This is a genomic window from Aquabacter sp. DMC10, assembly GCF_056314145.1.
This window is the reverse complement of sequence record NZ_JBQUYX010000009.1, coordinates 1-26,136: the sequence shown is the minus strand read 5'-3', so window position 1 is coordinate 26,136 and position 26,136 is coordinate 1. Positions and strand designations below refer to the sequence as shown.

At 68.8% G+C, this 26,136-nt stretch carries 16 protein-coding genes; 8 read left to right on the top strand and 8 right to left on the bottom strand.

What is annotated here, in order from left to right; genetic code table 11:
* Nucleotides 1–250 precede the first annotated feature (250 nt).
* Nucleotides 251–10,555 (top strand): hypothetical protein, encoded by a 10,305-nt coding sequence (locus tag ACT54L_RS21325; RefSeq protein ID WP_476087651.1) that lies wholly within the window; start codon nt 251–253, stop codon nt 10,553–10,555.
* Nucleotides 10,556–10,739: 184 nt separating this feature from the next.
* On the opposite strand, the gene ACT54L_RS21320 is transcribed toward ACT54L_RS21325, so the two are convergent.
* Nucleotides 10,740–11,600 (bottom strand): DMT family transporter, encoded by an 861-nt coding sequence (locus ACT54L_RS21320; protein ID WP_476087650.1) that lies wholly within the window; start codon nt 11,598–11,600, stop codon nt 10,740–10,742.
* Nucleotides 11,601–11,719: 119 nt separating this feature from the next.
* Between ACT54L_RS21320 and ACT54L_RS21315 the strand changes: the two genes are divergently transcribed.
* Complete coding sequence (locus tag ACT54L_RS21315) at nt 11,720–13,123, top strand: aminotransferase-like domain-containing protein (RefSeq protein ID WP_476087649.1); 1,404 nt, start codon at nt 11,720–11,722, stop codon at nt 13,121–13,123.
* Nucleotides 13,124–13,129: 6 nt separating this feature from the next.
* On the opposite strand, the gene miaA is transcribed toward ACT54L_RS21315, so the two are convergent.
* On the bottom strand, nt 13,130–14,047 hold the full coding sequence (miaA, locus tag ACT54L_RS21310; RefSeq protein ID WP_476087648.1) for a tRNA (adenosine(37)-N6)-dimethylallyltransferase MiaA: 918 nt from the start codon (nt 14,045–14,047) through the stop codon (nt 13,130–13,132).
* 21 nt (nt 14,048–14,068) lie between these two features.
* On the opposite strand from miaA, the gene serB reads away from it, so the two are divergent.
* Nucleotides 14,069–14,968: a phosphoserine phosphatase SerB gene (gene serB, locus ACT54L_RS21305; protein WP_476087647.1), complete on the top strand. Its 900-nt coding sequence runs from the start codon at nt 14,069–14,071 to the stop codon at nt 14,966–14,968.
* 78 nt (nt 14,969–15,046) lie between these two features.
* On the opposite strand, the gene ACT54L_RS21300 is transcribed toward serB, so the two are convergent.
* The 6 genes from ACT54L_RS21300 to ACT54L_RS21275 all read right to left on the bottom strand — a co-directional run bounded on the left by ACT54L_RS21300 (nt 15,047) and on the right by ACT54L_RS21275 (nt 19,601).
* Nucleotides 15,047–16,528, bottom strand: coding sequence for a DegQ family serine endoprotease (locus ACT54L_RS21300; protein ID WP_476087646.1), 1,482 nt, complete (start codon nt 16,526–16,528; stop codon nt 15,047–15,049).
* Between the two features lie 142 nt (nt 16,529–16,670).
* On the bottom strand, nt 16,671–16,859 hold the full coding sequence (locus ACT54L_RS21295; RefSeq protein ID WP_476087645.1) for a DUF2065 domain-containing protein: 189 nt from the start codon (nt 16,857–16,859) through the stop codon (nt 16,671–16,673).
* Nucleotides 16,860–16,866: 7 nt separating this feature from the next.
* Nucleotides 16,867–17,850, bottom strand: a complete 984-nt coding sequence (hflC, locus tag ACT54L_RS21290; protein ID WP_476087644.1) for a protease modulator HflC — start codon at nt 17,848–17,850, stop codon at nt 16,867–16,869.
* Entirely contained in the window at nt 17,847–18,977 is a 1,131-nt protein-coding gene (hflK, locus tag ACT54L_RS21285) for an FtsH protease activity modulator HflK (RefSeq protein ID WP_476087643.1), read from the bottom strand. Before hflK ends, hflC begins: the two co-directional genes overlap by 4 nt.
* A 163-nt stretch (nt 18,978–19,140) precedes the next feature.
* Nucleotides 19,141–19,416: a ribbon-helix-helix domain-containing protein gene (locus ACT54L_RS21280; protein ID WP_476087642.1), complete on the bottom strand. Its 276-nt coding sequence runs from the start codon at nt 19,414–19,416 to the stop codon at nt 19,141–19,143.
* The gene (locus tag ACT54L_RS21275; protein ID WP_476087641.1) at nt 19,413–19,601 is read right to left on the bottom strand and encodes a DUF4169 family protein; all 189 of its coding nucleotides are present in this window, start codon (nt 19,599–19,601) and stop codon (nt 19,413–19,415) included. The genes ACT54L_RS21280 and ACT54L_RS21275 overlap by 4 nt, the downstream gene beginning before the upstream one ends.
* 265 nt (nt 19,602–19,866) lie before the next feature.
* On the opposite strand from ACT54L_RS21275, the gene fumC reads away from it, so the two are divergent.
* The 5 genes from fumC to fusA all read left to right on the top strand — a co-directional run bounded on the left by fumC (nt 19,867) and on the right by fusA (nt 26,013).
* A complete protein-coding gene (fumC, locus tag ACT54L_RS21270; protein ID WP_476087639.1) occupies nt 19,867–21,258 on the top strand; it encodes a class II fumarate hydratase in 1,392 nt (463 codons plus the stop codon).
* Between the two features lie 228 nt (nt 21,259–21,486).
* On the top strand, nt 21,487–22,470 hold the full coding sequence (locus ACT54L_RS21265) for a malate dehydrogenase (RefSeq protein ID WP_209102460.1): 984 nt from the start codon (nt 21,487–21,489) through the stop codon (nt 22,468–22,470).
* Between the two features lie 587 nt (nt 22,471–23,057).
* Complete coding sequence (gene rpsL / locus ACT54L_RS21260; RefSeq protein ID WP_012171083.1) at nt 23,058–23,429, top strand: 30S ribosomal protein S12; 372 nt, start codon at nt 23,058–23,060, stop codon at nt 23,427–23,429.
* Nucleotides 23,430–23,446: 17 nt separating this feature from the next.
* Nucleotides 23,447–23,917: a 30S ribosomal protein S7 gene (gene rpsG, locus ACT54L_RS21255; protein ID WP_209102458.1), complete on the top strand. Its 471-nt coding sequence runs from the start codon at nt 23,447–23,449 to the stop codon at nt 23,915–23,917.
* Between the two features lie 20 nt (nt 23,918–23,937).
* Nucleotides 23,938–26,013 carry an elongation factor G gene (gene fusA, locus ACT54L_RS21250; RefSeq protein WP_476087638.1) on the top strand — a complete coding sequence of 692 codons (2,076 nt, stop codon included), beginning with the start codon at nt 23,938–23,940 and terminating at the stop codon, nt 26,011–26,013.
* Nucleotides 26,014–26,136: the final 123 nt, after the last annotated feature.

Sequence of the window (26,136 nt, the reverse complement as noted above, 5' to 3'; positions counted from 1 at the left end):
TGCGTTGCCCTGCTTTGCTTTTCTGCCCCAGGGCGGTCTCAGCGCGCGTTACTGTGTTACCGAATGTGGCTGAAGTTTGCACGCCTAAGTCGTAGGCACCGCCCGTTAAATGCTATCTCATTCCAAAATGGTCTTTTTTTGTCAATTGACCGGAACGGCCTTCGCTCCGACAGTGCAGGCTACGTTGCGAGATCTGCGTAAAATACAGGCAATCGAGCTGGTGTCAGGACACCGGCCTGTGGGGGGTCTCATGTCCGACTGCATGCCGGCTACGCGCCCCGTGGCGCGCCGCTCGCGCCAGCTGGCGCTCGCGCTTCTGGCCTCCTGTGCCATCCCTGCCTCGGCGCTGGCCCAAAGCAGCAATGCCACGGTCGGCCCCAACTACATCCACAATTACCAGCCGGCTGGGTCCAACGGCAGCGGCGGCTATGGGTGCCCGGACAGCAATGGCTACGAGGCCAATGTGGGCGGCGGCCATTCGGGCAGCAACGGCCCCACGGTTACCGAGACCTATTCCAACACGCTCTCCGGCGGCAGCTCGTATGACGGCACCTTCGTGCTGGCCGGGAGCATCGGCGGCAATGGCGGCAATGGCGGCAATTCGGACAATGCCGCCCTGTGCCTGGATGGCGGCGCCATCAATGGCGGCAATGGCGCCACCGGCAGCAATGGCGGCACCATCACCATCACCACCAATGGCGGATCGGGCAATTATTTCTCCGGCACGGCCATCGTCGTCTACAGCAAGGGCGGCAATGGCGGCGATGGCGGCTATTCCAAGACCGATGGCGGCTATGGTGGCTCCGGTGGCCAGGGCGGGCAGGGCGGCCAGGCGCAGCTCACCAATTCCACACCGATCACCACCACCTCCACGGGCGCAGCGGGCCTTGCCGTGCTCTCCGTGGGCGGCAATGGCGGGTCCGGCGGCAATGGCGCCACCGGCGGCAATGGCGGTGGCGGCGGCGCGGGCGGCATCGGCGGCGCGGTCATCCTGAGCAACACCGCCGCGGTAACGGCCCAAAACTCCATCGCCATCTACACTCAGAGCGTGGGCGGCACCGGCGCCGGCGGCGGGTCGGGCGGCGGGGGCTACTGGATCTTCGGCGGTGGCGGCTCGGGCGGTGGCGGCGGCTATGGCGCCGATGCCGGCACGGTCAACGTGACCAATTCCGGCACGCTCACCTCAAATTGGCTGGGATCGCGCGGTATCGAGGCCCAGTCGGTAGGCGGCGGTGGCGGCGATGCGGGCATCTCCAACGGCCTGAACGCGCTCGGCGCCAATGGCGGCCCGGCGGGTTCGGGGGCGCAGGTCACCGTTTCCAATTCCGGCGCCATCGTCCTCACCAATGGCTCGGCCATCGGCATTGCCGCCCAGTCCGTGGGCGGCGCCGGTGGCACAGGCGGCCTTGCCTATAGCAGCGGCATCACCGGCGTCATCGTCGGCGGTACTGACACGGGCGGGGATGGCGGCGGCGGCGGCAATTCCGGCACCGTGACGGTGAGCAATACGGGCAATATCTGCACCGGCAATTCCTGCAATGGCGGGGCCGCGCCCTCGTCCAGCGCCGGCGGGGCCATGGGCATCCAGGCCCAGTCCATCGGCGGCGGCGGCGGCACCGGCGGCTTCGGCGTCGCCACCTCCATCGTCGGCACCTCCTTCGCCATGGGCGGCAATGGGGGCGCAGGCGGCAATGGCGGGGCCGTCTTCGTCGACAATACCGGCTCCATCACCACCCAGGAGATCAATTCCCCGGCTATCCTCGCCCAGTCCATCGGCGGGGGCGGCGGGTCTGGCGGCGGCGCGCTTTCGCTGTCGCTGAGCGGCACCAGTGGCGCCTCCATTTCCCATGGCGGCGCTGGCGGCACGGGCGGCACGGCGAGCGCGGTCACCGTGAACTGCACCAGCGGCGATGCGGGCGCCAATTATGGCGCGGCCTGCAACACCTCGGGCGCCAACTGGCTGACCAGCCTCGGCAATGGCTCCATCTCCACCAATGGCACGGGCTCGCCGGGCATCATCGCCCAGTCGCTGGGCGGCGGCGGTGGCCATGGCGGCTATGCGGTGTCGCTGTCCGGCAGCGCGGTGGCGGCCTTCTCCCTGGCGGTGGGCGGCGCGGGCGGACCGGGCAGCGATGCCGGCAACGTGTTCGCCGGCACGGGTGGCCTCAACATCACCACCAATGGCACGGATTCCCCCGGCGTGGTCGCCCAGTCCATCGGCGGCGGCGGCGGCAATGCGGGGGCGAGCGTCGCGGGCGCCATCGCGCAGGGCGCCTCCATCGCGCTCGCCGTTGGCGCGCACGGCGGTTCGGGCGGCTATGGCGTGAATGCGGCGGCCATCAACCAGGGCAGCAACATCGTCACCTATGGCGATCGCTCGCCGGGCCTGCTCTCCCAGTCCATCGGCGGCGGCGGCGGCAATGGCGGCGCGGCCATCTCGGCCTCGGCGGGCGAGGTGGCGGCGGTCAATCTGACGCTGGGCGGCACCGGCGGGGCGGGTGGCACGGGCGGATGGGCCTATGCCTATAACAAGACCGACAGCGGCGCCGCCGGCAGCGCCAACATCACCACGACCGGCTATCAGTCGAGCGCGGTGGTGGTGCAGTCCATCGGCGGCGGTGGTGGCAATGGCGGCTACACCACGGCCCTCACCTTGTCGCTCGGCCCCTCGCTAGGCGCCAATATTGGCGGGCTCGGCGGCAGCGGCAATTATGCCAACACGGTCTTCTTCGAGAATACGGGCGGCACGCTGAGCGCGGCCGGCGGCGGCGCGGCGATCATTCTCGCCCAGTCCATTGGCGGCGGCGGCGGCAATGGCGGCTTCGTGGCCTCGGGCAATGCCAGCCTGGAGGGCTCGGCCACGCTGGCGGTGGGCGGTTCCGGCGGGGCGGGCTCATCCGCCAATACTGTGCAGGTCACCAATTACGGCGCGATCGTCGCGCCGAGCACGGTGACCACCACCACCACCACGGAAGTGGCCACCACGACGACCGAAACCCAACAGGTGCTCATCGGCTACAACCCGGTCTGGGTCTGCACCATCTACTGCTATGTGGAATACGAGCCGGTCTACACGACCGAGCAGATCCAGGTGACCACCTACACCCCGGTCACCACCACCCAGACGGTGGCAAGCGGCGCCGCCCTTTACGGCAATGCGCCGGGCATTCTGGCCCAGTCCATGGGCGGGGGCGGCGGCTCCGGCGGCTTCGCGGTGGGGGCCTCCATGTCGGGCGCCTATGATGCGAGCCTCGAAGTGGGCGGCTCGGCCGGCTCCGGTGGCTCTGGCGCCGCGGTCACGGTCTATAACGGCAACACCATCACCCTGGTCGGCCCCATGTCGGGCGGCATCGTCGCCCAGTCCGTGGGCGGCGCGGGCGGCACCGGCGGCTTCGCGGTGGGCGGGGGCCTCGAAAGCGGGGTGGCCGCCAATGCCACCATCGGTGGCGGCGGTGGTTCCGGCGGCTCAGCCTCCACCGTGTCGGTCACGCAGACCGGCGGCCCGCTTACCACCAATGGCTCGCAATCTCCCGGCATCACGGCGCAGTCCATCGGCGGGGCGGGCGGCGCGGGTGGCTGGGACGTGGCCGGCTCGCTGGCCGGCGGCGCCTCGGCGGCGGTGGCCCTGGGCGGCACCGGCGGCAGCGGCGGCACGGCGGGCGGCGTGACAGTGACGCAGAATTCCGGCGCCCCCATCACCACCGCTGGCCTCATCTCCCCCGGCATCGTGGCCCAGTCTATCGGCGGGTCCGGCGGCGCGGGTGGCTTCAGCGCCGGGGCGGCGGGCTCCATCGTGTTTGCGGCCGATGTGAGCCTTGCCGGCAATGGTGGCTCGGGCGGCGGCTCGGGCACGGTGAGCGTGACCTCCAACGCCCTCATCACCACCTCCTATGACCAGTCCATCGGCATTCTCGCCCAGTCTATCGGCGGCAATGGCGGCAATGGCGGCTTTGCGCTCAGCGGCGCCGGGTCCACCGGCGGCGGCGATGCCAAGGTGTCCGTGGGCGGGGCTGCCGCCACCGGCGGCTCGGGCGGCTCGGGCCAGACGGCGGGATCGGTGACCGTCAACGCCACCAATATCTCCACCCAGGGCTATGAATCCGTCGGCATTCTCGCCCAGTCCATCGGTGGCTCCGGCGGCAATGGCGGGTCGAGCCGGGCCTTCTCCGTGTCGGGCGCGGGCTCCGAGGTGGACGGCTATTCCGCCTCCGTGGCCATTGGCGGGGCGGGCGCCTCGGGCGGCTATGGCGGTGCGGCCGCGGTCTACCAGGTGGGCCAGGTGGTGGTGGGCACCAATACGGTCACCAGCGACCTCGCTCCTGGCATCTTCGCCCAGTCCATCGGCGGTTCCGGCGGCAATGGCGGCTCGGCCGATGCCAATGCCATCGCCAGCACGGCCTCCGTGTCTGTGGCGGTCGGCGGCGGCGGTGGCCAGGGCAGCAATGGCGGCACTGTCACCATTCAATCCAACAAGGGCCTTTCCACAGGCTCCGTGGCCACGTTTGGCGCGCAGTCGCCGGGCGTGATCGGCCAGTCCATCGGCGGCGGCGGCGGCAATGGCGGCTGGTCGCAGGCCACCGCCTCCTCCAACCAGTATGCGGCGGGCATCGCCATTGGCGGCTATGGCGCGGGCGGCGGCGCGGGCGGCACGGTGACGCTGGACGTGGGCGGCAACGTCACAACCTATGGCGCCCATTCCTCCGGCCTGTTCGCCCAGTCCGTGGGCGGCGGCGGCGGCAATGGCGGGGCGGCCTCCGCGACCACCACGGCCGGGCCGGGCAGCGAGCTGACGGGCGGCGTCACCTCGGTGGCGGGCGCGGGCGTGGCCAATGACGTGAACAACGTCAATTCCGCCCTCTCCAACACCAATTCCTCCGACAAGGGCGCCTCCACCGCCAGCAAGACGCAGCCCGACAATGGCATTGCGGTCTCTCTGGCCATTGGCGGCAATGCGGGCCAGGGCGGCGGCGGCAATACGGTCTCCGTCACGTCCACCGGCGGCATCATGACCTATGGCGACCTGTCCAACGGCATCTTCGCCCAGTCGGTGGGCGGTGGCGGCGGCAATGGCGGCTCGTCCAGCGGCAATGCGGACGGCAGTTCCTATGCCGCCTCCGTGACCCTGGGTGGCGGCGCCGGAACGGGCGGCACGGGCGGCGGCGTGACGGTCAATCTCGATGGCACCGTCGGTAACATCTATACGAGCGGCCAGCAGGCCTATGGCATCTTCGCCCAGTCCGTGGGCGGCGGCGGCGGCAATGGCGGCTCAGCCACCAACAGCGCCACCGGCGGCCAGGCGGCCGTGTCCTTCAGCCTCGGCGGCAATGGCGCCAATGGCGCGACCGGCGGCAGCGTGACGGTGGAAGGCAACGCAGCCTCCGTTATCAACACGCTGGGGGCAGGGGCCATCGGCCTGTTCGCGCAATCGGTGGGCGGCGGCGGTGGCTCCGGCGGCTCCAGCACCACGTCGTCTTCGGCGCCGGGCGTGCAGTCCGGCGGCGGGGGCAGCTCCTCCGCCTCCACGGGCAGCACCAGCGGCTCGGCCAGCTCCTCGCAGACGGCCTCCAGCGCCGGCAATAATGGCGGCACCAACGCGGCCCAGGCGGGTGCGGACGGCGGCAGCGGCACCAGCGGCGGCAATTCGCTGGCCATGAGCATGGGCGGCTCGGCCGGCACCGGCGGCGATGGCGGCAGCGTCACCGTCAATAACTACGCCCTCATCTTCACCGGCATCCCGCTGACCTCGCTCACCGTAACGGCCCCGCCGGACAATGCGCCGGCCCTGCTGGCCCAATCGGTGGGCGGCGGCGGCGGCAATGGCGGGTCGAGCACGTCCAACGCCTCGGCCAACGAGCATGCGGTCTCCCTGGCGCTGGGCGGCAGCGGCGGCTCGGGCGGCACGGGCGGGCAGGTGCAGGTCACCACGGTCGGCACGCTGCAGACGGCGGGCAACAATTCCGCCGCCCTCATCGCCCAGTCGGTGGGCGGCGGCGGCGGCAATGGCGGTTCTTCTTCCACCACCACCTCGACGGGCGGCACCATGTCCCTCGCCCTCGGCCTTGGTGGCAACGGATCGGGCGGTGGCGATGGCGGCACCGTCACTGTGACGGTGAACGCGCCGGTGTCCCTCAACGGGTTGAAGGGCATCGTCACCTCCGGCGCCAATTCCACCGGCATCTTCGCCCAGTCGGTGGGCGGGGGCGGCGGCACGGGCGGCGCCTTCATTTCCTCCGCCACCGGCGGCAGCAGCTCCAGTTCCTCCGGCAGCAACAGCGCCAGCGGCAAGGCGGGCGCCAGCTCGTCCTCGGCCTCCAGCGGCGTCGCGCTCTCCATGGGCCTTGGCGGCTCCGGCGGCGGTGGCGGCAGCGGCGGCGACGTCACGGTCAATGCGACCGCGCAGGTCAATACCAGCGGCGCCCAGTCCCACGGCATCTTCGCCCAGTCGGTGGGCGGCGGCGGCGGCGCGGGCGGGTCCAGCACCACCAATGCCAATAGCGGCAGCTATGCGGTGAGCCTCGGCCTCGGCGGCTCGGGCGGCACCGGCGGCGCGGGCGGCACCGTCTCGCTGACACAGAACGCCAACACCATCACCCAGGGCGCCATGTCCTATGGCCTGTTTGCCCAGTCGGTGAGCGGCGGCGGCGGCTTTGGCGGCGCCAGCAATGCCACCTCCGCCAGCGGCGGGGAGGCCAATATCGGCGTCGCCCTGGGCGGCTCCGGCGCCTCCAGCCTGCCCGGCGGCACGGTGACCATCACCGCCAATGGCGGCGTTCAGACCAACGGCGCCAACGCCATCGCCATTCTCGGCCAGTCCATTGGCGGTGGCGGCGGCGCGGGCGGCTCATCCACCTCCAGTTCGTCCAACGGCAACATTTCCGCCTCCCTCGGCCTCGGCGGCACGGGCGGCACGGGCAATGCTGGCGGCACGGTGACGGTCTCGGCCTATTCCGCGATCGAAACCTCCGGCGCCTACGCGTCCGGCCTGGTGGCGCAGTCCATCGGCGGCGGCGGCGGCATTGGCGGCTCCTCCACCGGCGGCGCGGGCGGCGGCGGGGATGTCACCGCCTCCCTGGCGCTGGGCGGCACCGGCGGGGCGGCGGGCGACGGCGGCGCCGTCAACGTGACCTATGACAATTACGGCTCCGGCACGAGCCTCACCACCTATGGCGCCTATGCCTATGGGCTGGTGGCCCAATCGGTGGGCGGCGGCGGCGGCATGGGCGGCTCCAGCAACGGCAGCGCCACCGGCTCCGGCGATGTGACGGCGACGCTCTCGCTGGGCGGCTCCGGCACCTCCGGCGGCGCCGGCGGCGCTGTTACCGTCAATACGGACAATGCCCACACCGTCACCTATGGCATCGGCGCGGTTGGCGTGCTCGTGCAGTCCATCGGCGGCGGCGGCGGCGCGGGCGGCACCAGCGACGTGACGGCGGCCGGCGGCAGCCTCACCAGCGGCGCCTATGCGGCGGGCCTCGCGCTCGGCGGCAACGGCTCCGGCGGCGGGGCGGGCGGCACGGTGCTGGTCAACAATTGGATGAGCACGGCCACGGCCGGCATCATGGCGCCGGCCGTGGTGGTGCAGTCCATCGCCGGCGGCGGTGGTCTTGCGGCGAGCAACACCGGTATTTCTGGCAATGCCAATACCAGTTCCGTCACCTTGACGCTGGGCGGCACCAATGGCCTCGGTGCCAATGCGGGCACGGTCACGCTGAACAATTACGGCCCCGTCCAGACCGGTGGCGTCGATTCCCACGGCATCATGGCCCAGTCCATCGCCGGCGGCGGCGGCTATGCCACCACGCTTCTGGATGGCAATGGCACCACTGCGGTCTCCGTGCCCTATGGCGCGACGCTGGGCGCGTCCGGCACCGGCAGCGGCGACGGCAACACCGTCTCCGCCCTCTATGGCAACAACATCCTGACCTCCGGCGCCCGCGCCATAGGCCTCATCGCCCAGTCCATCGGCGGCGGTGGCGGCGTCACCGGCCTGCCGTCCATCGACCAGTCCAGCAGCACCTATAGCGGCACGGTGACCCTGGGCGGCTCGGCCGGCGGCTCGGGCATGGGCGTGACGGTGCAGGGCGTGAACGGATGGTCCGTGAGCACCGCGGGCAATTTCGCCTATGGCCTGGTGGCGCAGAGCATCGGTGGCGGCGGCGGCGTGTCCACCATGCCGGCCTCGACCCTTGTCCTCGGCGGCAGCGGCGGCGGGGCGGGCGGCACGGTCAGCGTTTCCACCACCGGCAGCGTGACCACCACCGGCGGCGGCGCCATCGGCATCGTCGCCCAGTCCATCGGCGGCGGCGGCGGCATTGGCAAGGCAGACGGTGCGGTCCAGTTCGCCGGTGCCTCCGGCGATGCGGGCGCCGTCACCGTGACGGTGGGCGGCAACCTCAAGACGACGGGCACCAATGCGGTGGGCGTGCTCGCCCAGTCCATCGGCGGCGGCGGCGGCGCGGCGATCACCGACAACACCGCGCTGACCTACACCGGGCCGAGCGCCTCCGGCACCAGCGGGGCGGTGACGGTGAATGTGAACGCCAACATCACCACCACCGGGCAAGGCGCCTATGGCGTCATCGCCCAGTCGGTGAGCAATGGCGGCGGCCTCGTCATGAACGGCACCGCCATGGAGCTGGTGAACGGCAATTCCACCGCCGGCGGCAAGGTCACCTATAATCAGGCCAAGGGCGTCACGGTGAGCGCCACCGGCGCGGGGGCGACCGCTGTGTATACCCAGGGTCCCGCCGATCCGATCCTGAACATCGGCGCGGGCGCGCAGGTGATCGGCGGCGCGGGCGGCACGGCCATCACCTCCGATGGCGCGCAGACCACGCTCACCACGTATGGCGCGCTCTCCACCGCGGATGGCGCCGAGGGCCTGGCCATCCGCACGCTCAATGGCGTCGCCGCCGTGGTGAATGGCGGCACCATCACCGGCAACATGGCGCTGCAAACGGGCGCGGCGAACACGGTGATGAATCTCGCCGGGGGCACCATCGCGGCCGGCTCCTCGCTGGATCTGGGCGGGGCGGGCAACGGGCTCACCAATGCCGGCACCTTGCGCAGCGCCGCGCCGGGCCTCGGCACGGTGGTGCTCAATGGCAGCCTGGTCCAGACCACCAGCGGCATGCTGGTGGTGCGGGCCGACCAGATCAGCGGCCATGCGGACCATTATGAGGTCAAGGGCAGCGCGAGCCTCTCGGGCGGCGTGCTGGGCGTGGTCGCCAATCCCGCTTTGGCGAAGGCCGGCCATTACGAGGCCGCCTTCCTGAGCGCCGACGGCGGCCTGTCGGCGGCCGGCCTCGCGGTGCTCGGCGATACCGCCATGCTCGACTTCTCCGTGAACCAGGCGAGCGGCGGCCTGACGCTGGGCACCACCATCACCTTCACGCCGGCCGGCCTGTCGGCCACGGGCCAGGAACTGGGCGCCCTGGTGGGGATCATCCAGGCGCAGGGCTCCTCTTCGCTGTTCGAGGCCATTGTCCCGGCCTTGCTGGCGCAGCCCACCGTCGGGCGGCTGGAGCAAGCCTATCAGTCGGTGGGCGGTGGCGCTGTGTCGCTGGTGCCCATGACGATCCTGAACTCCGCCTCCGCCTCCATGGCGGGTATCACCACCCAGATGGACCTTTGGCGCATGGGCCTGCGCCCATCCTCCACCGCGCTGAGCTATGCGAGCGCGCCGGCGGCGAGCGGGTCCGGCTCCACTTCCGCCTCCACCTCCGGCGCGACCGGCAACCGCTATTTCTGGGGTTCACCGGTGGGCGCGGCGATCACGGGGGGCGGGCTGTCCGGCTCGTCCTTCGGCGGCACGGTGGGCCTTGATGGGGAGCTGGCGAACGGCAACACGCTGCTGGGCGCGGCGGTGAACTTCTCCACCACCAATGTGTGGGCGGACGATTACGGCGCTTCCGTCTCCACCTCCTATGGCGGGTTCAGCGTCTATGGCCTGCACCAGTGGGGGCCGGCCTATGTCTCGGCCATCGCGACGGTGGGCTATGGCAGCTCCAATTTCGACCGCAACCTCTATAATCTCGGCCTGAACCTCGCCACGTCCTCGGGCCTGGATGGCATGGTGCTCGGCGGGCGGATCGAGGTGGGTTACAGCTTCGCGATGGGCGGGGGCGCGCAGGTGACGCCGTTCCTGGCCTTCCAGCCGAGCCAATTGTGGCTGGGCTCCGGGTCGGAACTGTTCAGCCTCGGCCGTGGCTTGACCTACGACAGCAGCTCCATCACCGCGCTGCCGATCTATCTGGGCCTGCAATGGGACGGGCAGTGGACCCTGGGCAACGGCCAGCGCATCGCGCCTTATGTGCGCGCCGCCTGGATGCACGACTTCAGCCCCGACCGGGGCGTGTCGCGCAGCTTCGCCGAGCTGCCGGGGCTGACGTTTACCGGCTCGCCTATCCCGACCGTCACCGACGCGGCCGATCTCCATGCCGGGCTGCAATTCTCGGCCGGACCCAACACCGTGCTCTCCGCCGGCGTCGATGCCCAACTGGCGGACAGCTATTCCACCATCGGCGTGTCCGGCAGCTTCCGCGTGCGGTGGTGAGGGGTGAACCCCACACGGCCCCGGTCACCGACCGGGGCTGACGGCCCCAAGCCCGCGCGGCGTTTGAGCGAAGCCCGCTTGGCCCCGGTCACCGACCGGGGCTGATGGCCCCAAGCCCGCGCGGCGTTTGAGCGAAGCCCGCTTGGCCCCGGTCACCGACCGGGGCTGACGGCAAAACTCCCCCTCAGGCGAACCGCTTGGCGCCGGCGACGCAGCCCATGACCAGGGCGGCGGTGGCCACCATGGTCCAGGCCACCGGCTCGCCCAGCACCAGGGCGGCCAAGGCGAGGCCGAAGAAGGGCTGGAGCAGCTGCAACTGCCCCACCCGCGCGATGCCGCCCAGTGCCAGGCCGCGATACCAGAAGACGAAGCCGATCATCATGGAGAACAGGGCCACATAGCCAAGGCCGAGCCAGGCCGGACCCTGGATTTGCCCGAAGCCGTCCGGCCGGGTGGCGAAGGCCAAAGCGGCCATGACCGGCAAGGAGAGGACCAGCGCCCAGGAGATCACCTGCCAGCCGCCCAGCCGCCGGGAGAGGCGCGCGCCTTCCGCATAGCCGAGGCCGCACACCGCCACTGCCGCCAGCATGAGCAGGTCGCCCTTGGGCGAGAGCGTCCCGCCGCCGCCCAGTGCGAACCCCGCCACCGCCGCCGCCCCCGCCACCGAGAACAGCCAGAAGGCCGGGCGCGGCCGCTCCCCCGCCCGCGCCACCGCGCACAGGGCGGTGGCCAGCGGCAGGAGGCCAATAAAGACGATGGAATGGGCGGAGGTGACGTGCTGCAGGGCCAATGCCGTCAAGAGCGGGAAGCCCACCACCACCCCGAGCGAGACAATGGCGAGGGGAATGAGGTCCTGTCGTTCCGGCCGTCTCTGCTTGAAGGCAAGCAGCAGCAGCCCGCCCAAGAGCGCGGCGATGACGGCGCGGGCGGAGGTGAGGAAGAGAGGCGAGAAGCCCTGGACGGCCACGCGCGTTGCCGGCAGCGAGCCGCTGAAGATGAGGACGCCCGCCAGGCCGCTCAGCCATCCCTCGTTTCCGCGCGCCATCCTGGTCTCCGATCCTGTCCGCGCCCCCGCAGCCAAGGACATAGGCCCGCGCGGTTGGCGTCCCCAGCAACGGAGCGGTACAGTTGAATCAAACTGTATGGATGCGATGAGGCACACAGTTGAGCGCGCAGGGCCAAAGCACTGAGGGTCACACGGAGAGCCAGACGGGGCGGGCCATCGCCGCCATCCGCCGCCGCATGACGGGCCGCATGCTGGCCAGCGGGGAGAAGCTGCCCTCCATTCGCGCCCTCGCGCGCGAGTTGGCGGTCTCTCCCTCGACGGTGGTGGAAGCCTATGACCGGCTGGTGGCGGAAGGCGTGGTGCGCGCCCGCCCCGGCTCCGGCTTTTATGTGGCCGGGCCGGTGGCGCCCTTTGCCCTCTCCGAGGCGGCGCCGCGCGTGGACCGGGCGGTGGACCCGCTCTGGGTGTCCCGCCAGTCGCTGGATGCCCCTTCCGATGCCCTCCGCCCCGGTTGCGGCTGGCTTCCGGCCGACTGGATGCCCCAGGAGGCCCTGCGTCGGGCCATCCGAGGCCTCGCCAAGGCGCCGGACGCGATGCTGACGGATTATGGCGGCAGCCGGGGGGCGCTCACGCTGCGCCAAATGCTGGTGCGCCAGTGCGCGGCCGAGGGGATAGAGGCGGGGGCTGACCAGGTTCTGCTCACCGCCTCCGGCTCCCAGGCGCTGGAACTGGTGTGCCGCTTCCTGCTCCAGCCCGGCGACACGGTGCTGGTGGACGATCCCTGCTATTTCAACTTCCAGGCCCTCTTGCGCGCGCACCGGGTGAAGCTGGTGGGCGTGCCCTACACCGCCAGCGGACCGGATACGGACCGCTTTGCCGAGGCGCTCGCGGCCCATCGGCCCCGGCTCTATCTGACCAATTCCGCCCTCCACAATCCCACCGGGGCGAGCCTCGCCTTCCCGGTGGCCCATCGCCTCCTGACCTTGGCGGCGGCCCATGACCTGACCATCGTGGAGGACGACATTTTCACCGACCTGGAGCCCGATCCCTCGCCCCGCCTCGCCGCGCTCGACGGGCTGGCGCGGGTGATCCGGGTGGGGAGCTTTTCCAAGACGCTCTCGGCTTCGGTGCGCACAGGCTATGTGGTGGCGCGGCGGGACTGGATCGAGAGGCTGGTGGACCTCCAGGTGGCCACCAGCTTCGGCGGGCCGAGCCCGGTGGCGGTGGAGATCGTCTCCCGCGTGCTGGCGGATGGCAACTATCGCAAGCATCTGGCGGCCCTGCGCCCGCGCCTCGCCCGCCGCCGGCGGGAGGTGGCGGCGCGGCTCGCGGGGCTTGGCGTGCGGCCGGCGGTGGAGCCGCGCGGCGGCTTCCTGCTCTGGTGCCGCCTGCCGGAGGGGCGCGACGGCGCCGTGGTGGCCAAGCGCGCGCTGGCGGAGGGGATGGTACTGGCGCCGGGCAATGTCTTTTCCGTCAGCCAGACCGCCGCCGGCCTGATGCGCTTCAACGTGGCGCAGATGGGCCCCGAGACCTTCGACATCCTCGCCCACGCGCTCGGCTGACCGGCCTCAGGTGCCGGACACGGCGGCCAGGAGATGATCGAGCGCCGCCTCGGGCCGGGCGCGGGGCCAATCCGCCATCTGGTGGCGGAACCAGGTGACCTGCCGCTTGGCATAGCGGCGGGTGTCGGCCTGGCCCTCGGCGACGGCGTCCGCCCGGCTCATCTGCCCGGCCAGGTGCCGCGTGAGGGCGGGCACGCCATGGGCCTTCAGGATCGGCCGATCGGGAGACAGGCCACGGGCGGCGATCGCGGCCACTTCGTCGAGGGCACCGTCGGCCATCATGGCCGCGAAGCGGGCATCGATGCGGGCGCGCAAGGCCTCCCGCTCCACCTCCAGCACCAGGCGGACGCAGCGCTCCGGGGGCAGGGGCGCCGGGCCTTGCTCCTGCTGCCAGGCCGCCAGGGGCCGGCCGGTGGCCTCCACCACCTCCAGCGCCCGCAGCACCCTCTGCCGGTCGGCGGGGGCAAGGCGCGCCGCGCCCTGCCCGTCGCGGGCGGCAAGGCGCTGGTGCAGCTCGGCGTCGCAAAGCCCGTCCGCCTCGGCGCGCAGGGCTTGGCGCAGCTCTGGCGGGATGGCCGGCACGGCGGCCAGACCCTGGGTGAGCACCCGGAAATAAAGGCCCGTGCCGCCGATGAAGATGGGCAGCCGCCCCTCTGCCTGCGCATCGGCCAGCGTGGCGCGGGCATCGTCCAGCCAGCGGCCGGTGGAATAATCGGTCTCCCCCGCCACATGGCCATAGAGGCGATGGGGCACGCGGGCCTCTTCGGCCACCGTCGGGCGGGCGGTGATGATGCGCAGATCGCCATAGACCTGCATTGAATCGGCGTTAATGACGACCCCGCCCGTGCGCTCGGCCAAGGCGAGGGCGACGGCGGACTTGCCGCTGGCCGTTGGACCTGCGATGAGCACCGCCACAGGCTTCAAGGCTGCCTCACTGGATCTGCCATGGTTTATGTCGCGACCCTTATCTCAAATCCCGCCGACGCGCTGCTCTCGCGCGACATTCTGATCGCGGCCCGGGCGGTTCTGCCGGAAGCCGGAGAGGCCCATGTCCTGGAGCCGGACGTGGCCGCCGACATCCCCTTCGACCCGGAGCTGGGCGCCTCGCCCCGCCTGCTGGCCGAGAGTGTGCGCGCGGCGCTCGACGGCGCGCCCATCGACGTGGTGGTGCAGCTCGCCGCCGACCGGCGCAAGCGCCTGTTCATCGCCGACATGGATTCCACCATGATCGGCCAGGAGTGCATCGACGAGCTGGCCGATGTGGTGGGCATCAAGGCCCATGTGGCTGCCATCACGGAACGGGCCATGCGGGGCGAGATCGCCTTCGAACCCGCTTTGCGCGAGCGCGTGGCCCTGCTGAAGGGCCTCGCCACCGACGTGGTGAAGGACGTGCTCGCCGAGCGCATCCGCCTCACCCCCGGCGGCCCCGTGTTGGTGGCCACCATGAAGGCCCATGGCGCCTATGCGGCGCTCGTCTCCGGTGGCTTCACGCTGTTCACCGGGCCGGTCGCGGCGATGATCGGCTTCGACGAGAACCGCGCCAATGTGCTCGACGTGGAAGAGGGCAAGCTGACCGGTCGGGTGGCCGAGCCCATCCTGGGCCGCGAGGCCAAGACCGCCACCCTCATCGAACTGCGCGACCGCCTGCACCTTGCCCCCTCCGAGACCATGGCGGTGGGCGATGGCGCCAATGACCTGGGCATGCTGGGGGAGGCCGGGATCGGCGTCGCCTTCCACGCCAAGCCCAAGGTGGCGGAAGCCGCCCACGCCCGCATCGATCATGGCGACCTGACCGCCTTGCTCTACATGCAGGGCTATACCCACGAGGAAATCCGCCGGGGCTGAGGGCCTCGCCGCATATCCCAAAACAAAACGCCCGGCTGCACGCGCAGCCGGGCGTTTTTTGTTGTGGGGCTCTGGCAATCAGTTCAGCGGCACGGCGGCGAACTGCATCTGGCCATCGGGATTGGCCACCAGGAGCAGCACCGACTTCTTGTCGCCCTTGCGCAGGCCGTCCAGGCGCTTGGCCACATCCTCGGGATTGACCACCGATTCCTGGCCCACTTCCACCAGCACCTGGCCGGGCTTGAGGCCCTTTTCGGCGGCGGCGGAGGTGCGGTCCACGTTGAGGATGACGACGCCCTTCACGCTGTCCTTGATCTTGAAGCGCTTGCGCAGGTCGTCGGTGAGCGGGGACAGTTCCATGCCCAGCACCCGCTTCAGGTCCGCCTTGGGCGCATCGGGGGCCTTGCCTTCGGCGGCGGGCTTCTCGTCCTCGGGCATGCGGGCGATGGTGACCTTCAGGGTCTCTTCCTTGCCCTTGCGGATCACCACCACGTCCACCTGCTTGCCCACCGGCGTGTCGGCCACGAGGCGAGGCAGGTCGCGCATTTCCTTCACGTCCTTGCCGTCGAAGCGGATCACCACGTCGCCAGCCTTGATGCCGCCCTTGGCGGCCGGGCCGTCATCGCTGACCCCGCCCACCAGGGCGCCGCGCGCCTTGCCGAGGCCGAGTGTCTCGGCGATCTCATCGGTGACCGCCTGGATGCGCACCCCGATCCAGCCGCGCCGCACTTCCTTGAACTGCTCAAGCTGGGCCAGCACCGGGGCGGCAGTGGAGGAGGGCACGGCGAAGCCGATGCCGATGGAGCCGCCGGAGGGGGAGATGATGGCCGTGTTCACGCCGATCACCTCACCGTCCATGTTGAACAGCGGGCCGCCGGAATTGCCGCGATTGATGGCGGCGTCGGTCTGGAGGAAATTGTCGTAGGGACCGGAATTGATGTTGCGGTTGCGGGCGGAGACCACGCCCACGGTCAGCGTGCCGCCGAGGCCGAACGGATTGCCGATGGCCATCACCCAGTCGCCCACCCGCATCTTGTCGGAATCGCCGAACTTGACGGCGGTCAGCGGCTTCTCGGGCTTCACCCGCAGCAGGGCCAGGTCGGTCTTCTGGTCGCGGCCCACCAGCTCAGCCTTGAGCTTGGTGCCGTCGTTGAAGTTCACATAGATCTCGTCGGCGTCGGCGATCACGTGATTGTTGGTGGCGATCAGGCCGGCGGGGTCGATGACGAAGCCCGAGCCCAGGGAGGAGACCCGGCGGGAGCGGTTCTGGGGGGCGTTGTCGCCATCCTCCTGGCCGCGCTTCTTGAAGAATTCGTCGAACAGGTCCTCCAGCGGCGACCCCGGCGGCAATTGGGGCGTTGGCACGGAGCGGGAGGCGGCCACGTTCTGCGAGGTGGAAATGTTCACCACCGCGTCCATCACCTTCTCGGCGGTGTCGGCGACGGTGTCGGGGCCCTTGGTGGCGGCGGCGAGGGCGCCATGGGGCACCGCCCCGGCCAGGAGGCCGACCACCAGAGCGGGGGCCAGGAGCGCGGACAAAGCGCGGAATCCAGTGGGCATGACCTCTCCTCGCAGAGCGCGAAACAGTTCCAATATAGACCGTCTCTCACGGACGGGCAGGGGCGGGAAGCAGAAACGGGCGGCCATGCCGCCCGCTCCCCTCATGTCTTCGGCGCATCCCGGCTCCGGGGCTGGGCCACCTTCAGGCGCCGCGCACCAGCCAGACCACGATGACACCGACGGCGCCGACCACCAGGCCGGCGACGCGCAGCGGTGTCTCGGGTGCCTTCATCACCGCCTGGATGGCACTGCGCCATGCGCTGGGGAAAGCGGCAAGGCACAATCCCTCGATCACGAGCACAAGCCCGACGGCGGCGAGCAGATCCCGCATCGGTTCCTCAGCGGGCCGGCGCGGGCAGAGCCGGCGCAGGCTGGGCCGGGGCCAAGGAAGGCGCCAGGGAAGGCGCGGCAGGGGACGGCGCCGCCTGGGGCGGCGTGGGCAGCCGCGTTCCGCCGAACGGGTCGGTGAGATAGCGGAAGAAGGCGGTGCTTTCCGGCGCCACCAGCATCCGCGTATCGCCGGCCTTCAGGCTGGCATCATAGGCCTGCATGGAACGGTAGAAGCCGAAGAAGTCGGGATCGCGTCCATAGGCGTCGGCGAAGATGCGGTTGCGTTCCGCATCGCCTTCGCCGCGCACCTGCTCGCCCTTGGAATTGGCCTCGGCGAGCACGATGGTGGCCTCGCGGTCGGCCCGGGCGCGGGTGCGCTGGGCCGCCTCGTTGCCCTGGGCGCGGATCTCGGCCGCTTCCCGCTGGCGTTCCGTCTGCATGCGCTGGAACACCGCCTGGCTGTTGGCCTCCGGCAGGTCGGCGCGGCGGATGCGCACATCCACCACGGTGATGCCGAAATTGGCCGCCTCGCGGTTCACCTGCTCGCTGATGCGGTGCATCAGACCCTCACGGTCGTCGCGCACGACGGTCATGAAGTTGCTTTCGCCGAGCACGCGACGGAGCGCCGAGTTGAGCACGGTGGCGAGGCGCGAATTGGCCGCCTCCACGGTGCCGGCGGCCTGGAAGAACTTCAGCGCATTGGTGATGCGGTAGCGCGCGAACGCATCCACCACCAGGCGCTTCTGGTCGGAGGCGATCACTTCCTGGGAGGGGTTTTCCAGGTCCAGGATGCGGTTGTCGATATAGACGACGCTATCGATGAACGGCACCTTCCAGTGCAGGCCCGGCGTGGTGATGGGCGGCAGCGGATTGCCGAGCCGCAGCACCAGGGCCTGCTGGGTCTGGTTGACGGTGAAGGCGGAGGAATACACGCCGACCACGAGGATGGCGGCGAGGATGGCGAGCACGCCGCCGAAGACGGAGTTTTTCATCGGGCGGCTCCCTGCGGCTGGGCGCCTGCGGCGGGGGCCGCGGGCCGGCGGGACAGTTCGTTCAGGGGCAGGTAGGGCACGACGCCGGTCTGGCCGCCGGCCTGATCGACAATCACCTTGTCCATGCCGCCGAGCACGCGTTCCAGCGTCTCGAAATACATGCGCTGGCGGGTCACGTCCTTGGCCTTCACATATTCATCATAGATCTTGAGGAAGCGGGCCGCCTGACCGCGCGCCTCGACCACGGTCCGCTCGCGATAGGCCTGGGCGGCATTCTCGATGCGGGAGGCCTCGCCGCGCGCCTCGGGGACGACGCGGTTGGCATAGGTCTGGGCTTCGTTCTGGGCGCGCTCGGCATCGGCGCGGGCGGCCTGAACGTCACGGAAGGCATCGATGACCTGGGACGGCGGGTCCACCTTCTGGAGCTGCACCTGGGTCACGCGCACGCCCACGCCATACTGGTCGAGGGTCTTCTGCATGAGGTCGTGCACGCCGGTCTCGATGCCCTGGCGGGCGCCGGTGAGGATGGGCTGGATGTCGGTGCGGCCGATCACCTCGCGCATGGCGCTTTCCGCCACCGCCTTGATGGTGCCCTCGGGGTTTTGGACGTTGAATAGGAAATTCTCGGCGTTCGAGATCACCCAGAAGACCGCGAAGTCCACGTCGACGATGTTCTCGTCGCCGGTCAGCATCAAGCTCTCTTCGGGCACGTCGCGCACCACGGTGGAGCCCCGGCGGGGATCGTCGGTGAGGCGCATGCCGATGTCGAGGCGGTTCACGCGCGTCACCTTGGGGGTGAGCACGGTCTCGATGGGGTAGGGCAGGTGGTAGTTCAAGCCGGGCTGCGTGACCTGCACGAAGCGGCCGAAGCGCAGCACCACGCCCTGCTCATCGGGCTCGACCCGATAGAAGCCGGACAGCAGCCAGCCGCCGATCAGGAGCGCCACCAAGAGGATGATGCCCTTGCTGCCCATGGAGCCGGGCACCATGTGGCGCAGGCGATCCTGGCTGCGGCGGATCAGGTCTTCGATGTCTGGCGGCGTTGGACCAGAGGAGGACGGCCCCGAACCCCAGGGCCCCCTTGGCCCGCTCCCCCACGGACCACCACTCTGATTTTTCCACGACATCCGTTGTCTCCCTCGGGGCGCAGCCGCAGCTGCCGCTCCGCGTGTCACCCTGTGCCGCCGACCCGCGAACGCGCTCGGGGTAGCGGGTTATAGAAAGGCACGCGTCACGTTTCAACGCGCCGCGTGCCTGCCTAGCTTCGCTCACATAGGGATGGCTGCAACCTTACGCAACGGGAGCGCCGGCCCCCGAACGTTCGGAATGGCCATGGCCGCGGGCCGTGGCGGCATTCTCCCGGTAATGGTCGAGCACGAACAGGCGGATGGCCGAGGACAGATTGCCCTGCGTCCGCGAGGAATCGATGGTCGCGACCAGGTCGGAAAGCGTCAGCCGCCGGCTCGCGGCGATTTCCTTGAGCGCGTCCCAGAACGCATCCTCAAGGCTCACGCTGGTCTTGTGACCGGCGATGACGATGGATCTCTTCACCACGGGGCTTTTCATTTTCCATCCCTCTCAGTGAGCGCATGGCCTTCGTGAGTCTTTTCCATGAGCCGACGCTCCGCCGCCTGGGCGAGACGCTCGGCCTTGGTGCGGCCGAAGCGCACCCGGTTCTCGGTGGCGGTGGCCTGCGCCTCCTCCCGAGCCCGCTGCTTCTTCACGCGCCTGAGATTCACGATCTCGCCCACGTCGGACCTCTACGAGCGGACCGGTTCCCCCGAAACCGGGCCAAATGACGGGTGCTGCGTCCGCTAGATCCCCACATCCATCGTCGCAGCGGTGATCGTTGCAGTAAATGCCTGATCCGGGGCGAAGCTATGGCAAATCGCACCTCTTGCTTCCACCACCCACTACCGCCACGGAACTATTTTACGGTTTCGTGGCGCTCACAGCCCTGGTTCGGCTGTGATAGAAGGCCGCCGACCGCTTCAACATGTGGAAAGGCGACGCAGGATGACAGCCACCCGCACAGAGACCGATACGTTCGGCCCCATCGAAGTCCCGGCGGACCGTTATTGGGGCGCCCAGGCGCAGCGGTCGTTCGGCAATTTCAAGATCGGCTGGGAGCGTCAGCCCTTGCCGGTGGTCCGGGCGCTGGGCATCGTCAAGCGCGCCGCCGCCGAGACCAATATGGGCCTTGGCCGTCTTGATCCAAAGGTGGGCGCCGCCATCGTCGCCGCCGCCCAGGAAGTGATCGACGGCAAGTTGGACGATCATTTCCCCCTGGTGGTCTGGCAGACCGGGTCCGGTACCCAGTCCAATATGAATGCCAATGAGGTCATCTCGAATCGCGCCATCGAAATGATGGGCGGGGAAAAGGGCTCCAAGAAGCCTGTTCATCCCAATGACCACGTCAACATGAGCCAGTCGTCCAACGACACCTATCCCACCGCCATGCATGTGGCGTGCGCGGAGGAGATCGTCCACCGACTGCTGCCGGCCCTGCGCACCCTGCACGGCGCGCTGGCGGACAAGGCCAAGGCGTGGACGTCCATCATCAAGATCGGCCGCACCCATACCCAAGACGCCACCCCGCTCACGCTCGGCCAGGAATTCTCCGGCTATGCCCAGCAGGTGGAGAACGGCATCGCCCGCATCGAATCGACCTTGCCGGCGCTGATGCAGCTGGCCCAGGGCGGCACGGCGGTGGGCACCGGGCTCAACGCGCCGGTGGGCTTTGCCGAGAAGGTGGCCGAGCACATCGCCGCCATCACCGGCCTGCCCTTCACCACCGCGCCCAACAAGTTCGAGGCGCTGGCCGCCCACGACGCCATGGTGTTCTCGCACGGCGCGATCAACACGGTGGCGGCCTCGCTGTTCAAGATCGCCAACGACATCCGCTTCCTTGGCTCGGGCCCGCGCTCCGGCCTCGGCGAGCTGTCCCTGCCGGAGAACGAGCCGGGCTCGTCCATCATGCCGGGCAAGGTGAATCCCACCCAGTGCGAGGCGCTCACCCAGGTGTGCGTGCAGATCTTCGGCAACAATGCCGCGCTCACCTTCGCCGGCAGCCAGGGTCATTTCGAGCTGAACGTGTTCAACCCGGTGATGGCCTACAATTTCCTGCAGTCGGTGCGTCTCATGTCGGACGCGGCGCTCAGCTTCACCGAGCATTGCGTGGTGGGCATCGAGCCGCGCGAGGACAACATCAAGGCGGCGCTCGAGCGCTCCTTGATGCTGGTGACCGCACTGGCGCCCAAGATCGGCTACGACAACGCCGCCAAGATCGCCAAGACCGCGCACAAGAACGGCACCACGCTGCGCGAGGAGGCCGTGGGCGGCGGCTATGTGACCAATGAAGAGTTCGACGCCGTGGTGCGTCCGGAGAAGATGATCTCCCCCGGCTGACGCCTAGCGCGCCCTGTCTCACCCAAGCCAGACCGACGCCCGGTGCGACACCGCGCCGGGCGTTCGCGTTCAAGGGTTCGGTGCCGGCGGCGCGGCGCATAAAAAATCAGCGCAGGCGAGCCCGTGGGGGCAGATTCGCGCGCTTCCCTTCTGCCGCAGGTCACACTAGATTGCGCGCCGCGGGACCCACCCCCGCGGGTGGGGCCCCTTGGCATAAGGGCATTTCTCATGACCAAACCCGCCGTTCGCGTCGCTGTTACGGGCGCCGCCGGTCAGATCTGTTATTCGCTGCTGTTCCGCATCGCCAATGGCGACCTCTACGGCAAGGACCAGCCGGTCATCCTGCAACTGCTCGATCTGCCTCAGGCTCAGGCGGCGGTCGGTGGCGTGGTGATGGAGCTCGAGGACTGCGCGTTCCCGAACCTCGCCGGCGTCGTCATCACCGACGATCCCAAGGTGGCGTTCCGCGACATCGACGCGGCCTTCCTGGTGGGCGCCCGTCCCCGCTCCAAGGGCATGGAACGCGCCGACCTCCTCCTCGCCAATGCCGAGATCTTCAAGGTCCAGGGCGCGGCGCTGAACGAGGTGGCCAAGCGCGACGTGAAGGTGCTGGTGGTCGGCAACCCCGCCAACACCAACGCCTATATCACCGCCAAGTGCGCGCCCGACCTGCCGGCCAAGAACATCACGGCCATGCTGCGCCTCGACCACAATCGCGCGCTGTCGCAGTTCGCCGCCAAGGTGGGCGTGTCCTCCGCCGACATCGAGAAGATGGTCGTGTGGGGCAACCACTCCCCCACCATGTATGCCGACTACCGCTTCGCCACCGCCAACGGCAAGCCGCTCCCCGAGCTGGTCAATGACGAGGCCTGGTATCGCGATGTGCTGATTCCCAAGGTCGGCAAGCGCGGCGCCGCCATCATCGAGGCCCGTGGCCTGTCGTCCGCCGCCTCCGCGGCCAACGCGGCCATCGACCATATGCATGACTGGATCCATGGCACCAATGGGGGCTGGGTCTCCATGGGCGTGGCCTCGGATGGCTCCTACGGCATTCCCGAGGGAATCGTTTACGGCATGCCGTGCGTGTGCGCCAACGGCGCCTACGAGGTGGTCAAGGACCTGCCCGTGGACGACTTCTCCCGCACCATGATGGACAAGACGCTGCAGGAGCTCACCGACGAGCGCGACGGCGTGAAGGCCATCACCGGCTGATCCAAAAGGGGCCCGGGCAAGGTGTCCGGGCCCGCTTTCTTGGCGATCCTTTTAAGATCCTGTCATAGTTTTGCGCTTTATTACGTCTTGCGCAGGATGGGCCGGAGGCCGGTCCGCTTTGCCGGGTCCTCACCCCCGGCGAGACGCGAGCGAAGCGGGCAGGAAAGCCCAAAATACCTTGCTTCTGCCTGTCCCCGCCCTTGACGGGGCGCGACTCTGCGGTTAGAAGCAGCCCACTTTCGCGGCAGGCGATCGGCGTCTGGCACTGAAGGAGCTGTTCCGGTTCACCGGAACGCCCGGCCAGCAACGCAGAAACGCTGCCAGGAACAGCACTACGAGATTTGGGTGCACGATCGCGGCGCCAGGCTCCTCGGAGTCGAGAGTTCCGCGATCCTCTGTCGCGAATTGGCGTGCAAGCTGCGCAAGCGGTTTGCGACGCCCTTTCTGCGTGGTGCCATCGGCGGGTGACTGCCGGTGCAAAACTGTTTCACGGCGGCCAAGGCCGCCCCATCGTGGTGATCCCCCAAAAGGGGTCGCAGAACTCAAAATTGCGGCGCAAGCCGCAGATCAGGACGAGGCGAAGGCGTATGCCTACGATCAACCAGCTGATCCGGAAGCCGCGGGAAGCGCAGAAGGCGCGGGACAAGGCTCCTGCTCTTCAGTCGAGCCCCCAGAAGCGTGGTGTCTGCACCCGCGTCTACACCACGACCCCGAAGAAGCCGAACTCGGCGCTTCGTAAGGTTGCCAAGGTGCGGCTGACCAACAGCTACGAAGTGATCGGTTACATCCCCGGCGAGGGGCATAACCTTCAGGAGCACTCCGTGGTGATGATCCGCGGCGGCCGCGTGAAGGACCTTCCCGGCGTGCGTTACCACATTCTCCGCGGCGTGCTGGATACCCAGGGCGTGAAGAACCGCAAGCAGCGTCGTTCGAAGTACGGCGCCAAGCGGCCGAAGTGATCTGAGGAGAGCCGAGCATGTCTCGTCGTCATAAGGCCGAGCGCCGCGAAGTCATCCCGGATGCCAAGTATGGCAACCTCGTGCTGAGCCGCTTCATGAATTCCGTCATGCGTGACGGCAAGAAGTCGGTGGCCGAGTCCATCGTGTATGGCGCCCTCGAGACCGTCGAGGCCAAGGCCAAGCACGATCCGGTCGAGGTCTTCATCCAGGCCCTGGAGAATGTCGCTCCGGCCGTTGAAGTCCGGTCGCGTCGCGTCGGCGGCGCCACCTACCAGGTCCCGGTCGAGGTGCGCACCGAGCGTCGCCAGACCCTCGCGATCCGCTGGCTCATCGCCTCGGCCCGCGCCCGCAATGAGAAGACCATGGTGGAGCGTCTCTCCGCCGAGCTTCTCGACGCGGCCAACAATCGCGGCAACGCGGTGAAGAAGCGCGAGGATACGCACCGTATGGCGGAAGCCAACCGTGCCTTCTCGCATTATCGCTGGTGATCGGAACCGAGGACTGAGCTATGCCGCGCAGCCACGCGATCGAGGACTACCGCAATTTCGGCATCATGGCCCACATTGATGCCGGCAAGACCACGACGACCGAGCGGATCCTCTACTACACCGGCAAGAGCCATAAGATCGGTGAAGTGCACGACGGTGCCGCCACCATGGACTGGATGACGCAGGAGCAGGAGCGTGGCATCACGATCACCTCTGCTGCGACGACCGCGTTCTGGAACGGCAAGCGTCTGAACATCATCGACACTCCCGGGCATGTGGACTTCACCATCGAGGTGGAGCGCTCCCTGCGCGTGCTGGACGGCGCCGTTTGCGTGCTGGACGGCAACCAGGGCGTCGAGCCGCAGACCGAGACCGTGTGGCGTCAGGCGGACAAGTACAACGTGCCCCGCATCGTGTTCGTCAATAAGATGGACAAGATCGGAGCCGACTTCTACCGCTGCGTCGAGATGATCATCGACCGCGTGGCCGGCAACCCCGTGTGCTGCCAGCTGCCCATCGGTTCCGAGAACAACTTCAAGGGCATCATCGACCTCGTCCGCATGAAGGCGGTCGTGTGGGAAGACGAGGCCCTGGGCGCGAAGTTCCACGACGAAGAGATCCCTGCGGATCTCGCCGACAAGGCTGCCGAGTATCGCGGCAAGCTGATCGAGGCCGCCGTCGAGATGGACGACGATGCCCTCGCCAACTACCTCGATGGCGTCGAGCCGGACGAGGCGACCCTGAAGTCGCTCATCCGCAAGGCCGTCATCGGTCGCAAGTTCAACCCCGTGTTCTGCGGTTCTGCCTTTAAGAACAAGGGCGTGCAGCCGCTTCTTGACGCGGTGGTCGACTATCTGCCGAGCCCCATCGATCGCGGCGCGATCAAGGGGATCGACTTCAAGACCGAAGAAGACACCGTTCGTAATCCCTCGGACAACGAGCCCCTCTCGGTGCTCGCGTTCAAGATCATGGACGACCCCTTCGTCGGCACCATCACCTTCTGCCGCATCTATTCGGGTGTGATGGAAGCTGGCATGGGCCTGCTCAACTCGACCCGCGACAAGCGTGAGCGCGTGGGTCGGATGCTGCTCATGCATGCCAACAACCGCGAGGACATCAAGGAAGCCTATGCCGGCGACATCGTCGCTCTGGCGGGCCTCAAGGAAGTGCGCACCGGCGACACGCTGTGCGACACCGCCAAGCCTGTGATCCTCGAGAAGATGGAATTCCCCGAGCCGGTCATCGAGATCGCGATCGAGCCCAAGTCCAAGGCGGACCAGGAAAAGCTCGGCATCGCCCTCTCCAAGCTGGCGGCGGAGGATCCCTCCTTCCGCGTGTCGACCGACCACGAGAGCGGCCAGACCATCCTCAAGGGGATGGGCGAACTGCACCTCGACATCAAGGTCGACATCCTGAAGCGCACCTACAAGGTCGAGGCCAATGTGGGTGCTCCGCAGGTGGCCTACCGCGAGACGCTGACCAAGCGGACCGAGGTGGACTACACCCACAAGAAGCAGACCGGTGGTACCGGCCAGTTCGCCCGGGTGAAGTTCATCGTGGAGCCGAACGAGGTCGGCAAGGGCTTCGCCTTTGAGAGCGCCATCGTCGGCGGCGCGGTGCCGAAGGAATATATCCCGGGCGTCCAGAAGGGCCTCGAGAGCGTTCTCGGCGCTGGCGTGCTCGCCGGCTTCCCGGTGGTGGACGTGAAGGTGACGCTCATCGACGGCGCCTATCACGAGGTGGACTCGTCGGCTCTGGCCTTCGAAATCGCCTCTCGCGCCGCCTTCCGCGAGGCGCTGCAGAAGGGTGGGGCCATCCTGCTCGAGCCGATCATGAAGGTCGAAGTGGTGACCCCCGAGGATTACACGGGCTCGGTCATCGGCGACCTGAATTCCCGGCGCGGTCAGATCCAGGGCCAGGACATGCGCGGCAATGCGAACGTCATCAATGCGATGGTGCCGCTGGCCAACATGTTCGGCTACGTGAACACGCTGCGGTCCTTCAGCCAGGGCCGCGCCACCTTCACGATGCAGTTCGACCACTACGAGCAGGTTCCCTCGAACGTCGCTCAGGAGGTTCAGGCGAAATACGCCTGATCCTCACTCCACCCGTAACGCTCATTCTCGCCAGAGAGACCCAACGGAGAGTCCCATGGCCAAAGAGAAATTCAACCGCTCGAAGCCGCACTGCAACATCGGCACGATCGGTCACGTTGACCA

Excerpts from the sequence above, each read along its gene's own strand:
- ACT54L_RS21325 (WP_476087651.1), top strand. The coding sequence starts at position 251 with ATGTCCGACTGCATGCCGGCTACGCGCCCCGTGGCGCGCCGCTCGCGC.
- ACT54L_RS21320 (WP_476087650.1), bottom strand. The coding sequence starts at position 11,600 with ATGGCGCGCGGAAACGAGGGATGGCTGAGCGGCCTGGCGGGCGTCCTC.
- serB (WP_476087647.1), top strand. The coding sequence starts at position 14,069 with ATGGTTTATGTCGCGACCCTTATCTCAAATCCCGCCGACGCGCTGCTC.
- ACT54L_RS21300 (WP_476087646.1), bottom strand. The coding sequence starts at position 16,528 with ATGCCCACTGGATTCCGCGCTTTGTCCGCGCTCCTGGCCCCCGCTCTG.
- ACT54L_RS21295 (WP_476087645.1), bottom strand. The coding sequence starts at position 16,859 with ATGCGGGATCTGCTCGCCGCCGTCGGGCTTGTGCTCGTGATCGAGGGA.
- hflC (WP_476087644.1), bottom strand. The coding sequence starts at position 17,850 with ATGAAAAACTCCGTCTTCGGCGGCGTGCTCGCCATCCTCGCCGCCATC.
- hflK (WP_476087643.1), bottom strand. The coding sequence starts at position 18,977 with ATGTCGTGGAAAAATCAGAGTGGTGGTCCGTGGGGGAGCGGGCCAAGG.
- ACT54L_RS21280 (WP_476087642.1), bottom strand. The coding sequence starts at position 19,416 with ATGAAAAGCCCCGTGGTGAAGAGATCCATCGTCATCGCCGGTCACAAG.
- fumC (WP_476087639.1), top strand. The coding sequence starts at position 19,867 with ATGACAGCCACCCGCACAGAGACCGATACGTTCGGCCCCATCGAAGTC.
- ACT54L_RS21265 (WP_209102460.1), top strand. The coding sequence starts at position 21,487 with ATGACCAAACCCGCCGTTCGCGTCGCTGTTACGGGCGCCGCCGGTCAG.
- rpsL (WP_012171083.1), top strand. The coding sequence starts at position 23,058 with ATGCCTACGATCAACCAGCTGATCCGGAAGCCGCGGGAAGCGCAGAAG.
- rpsG (WP_209102458.1), top strand. The coding sequence starts at position 23,447 with ATGTCTCGTCGTCATAAGGCCGAGCGCCGCGAAGTCATCCCGGATGCC.
- fusA (WP_476087638.1), top strand. The coding sequence starts at position 23,938 with ATGCCGCGCAGCCACGCGATCGAGGACTACCGCAATTTCGGCATCATG.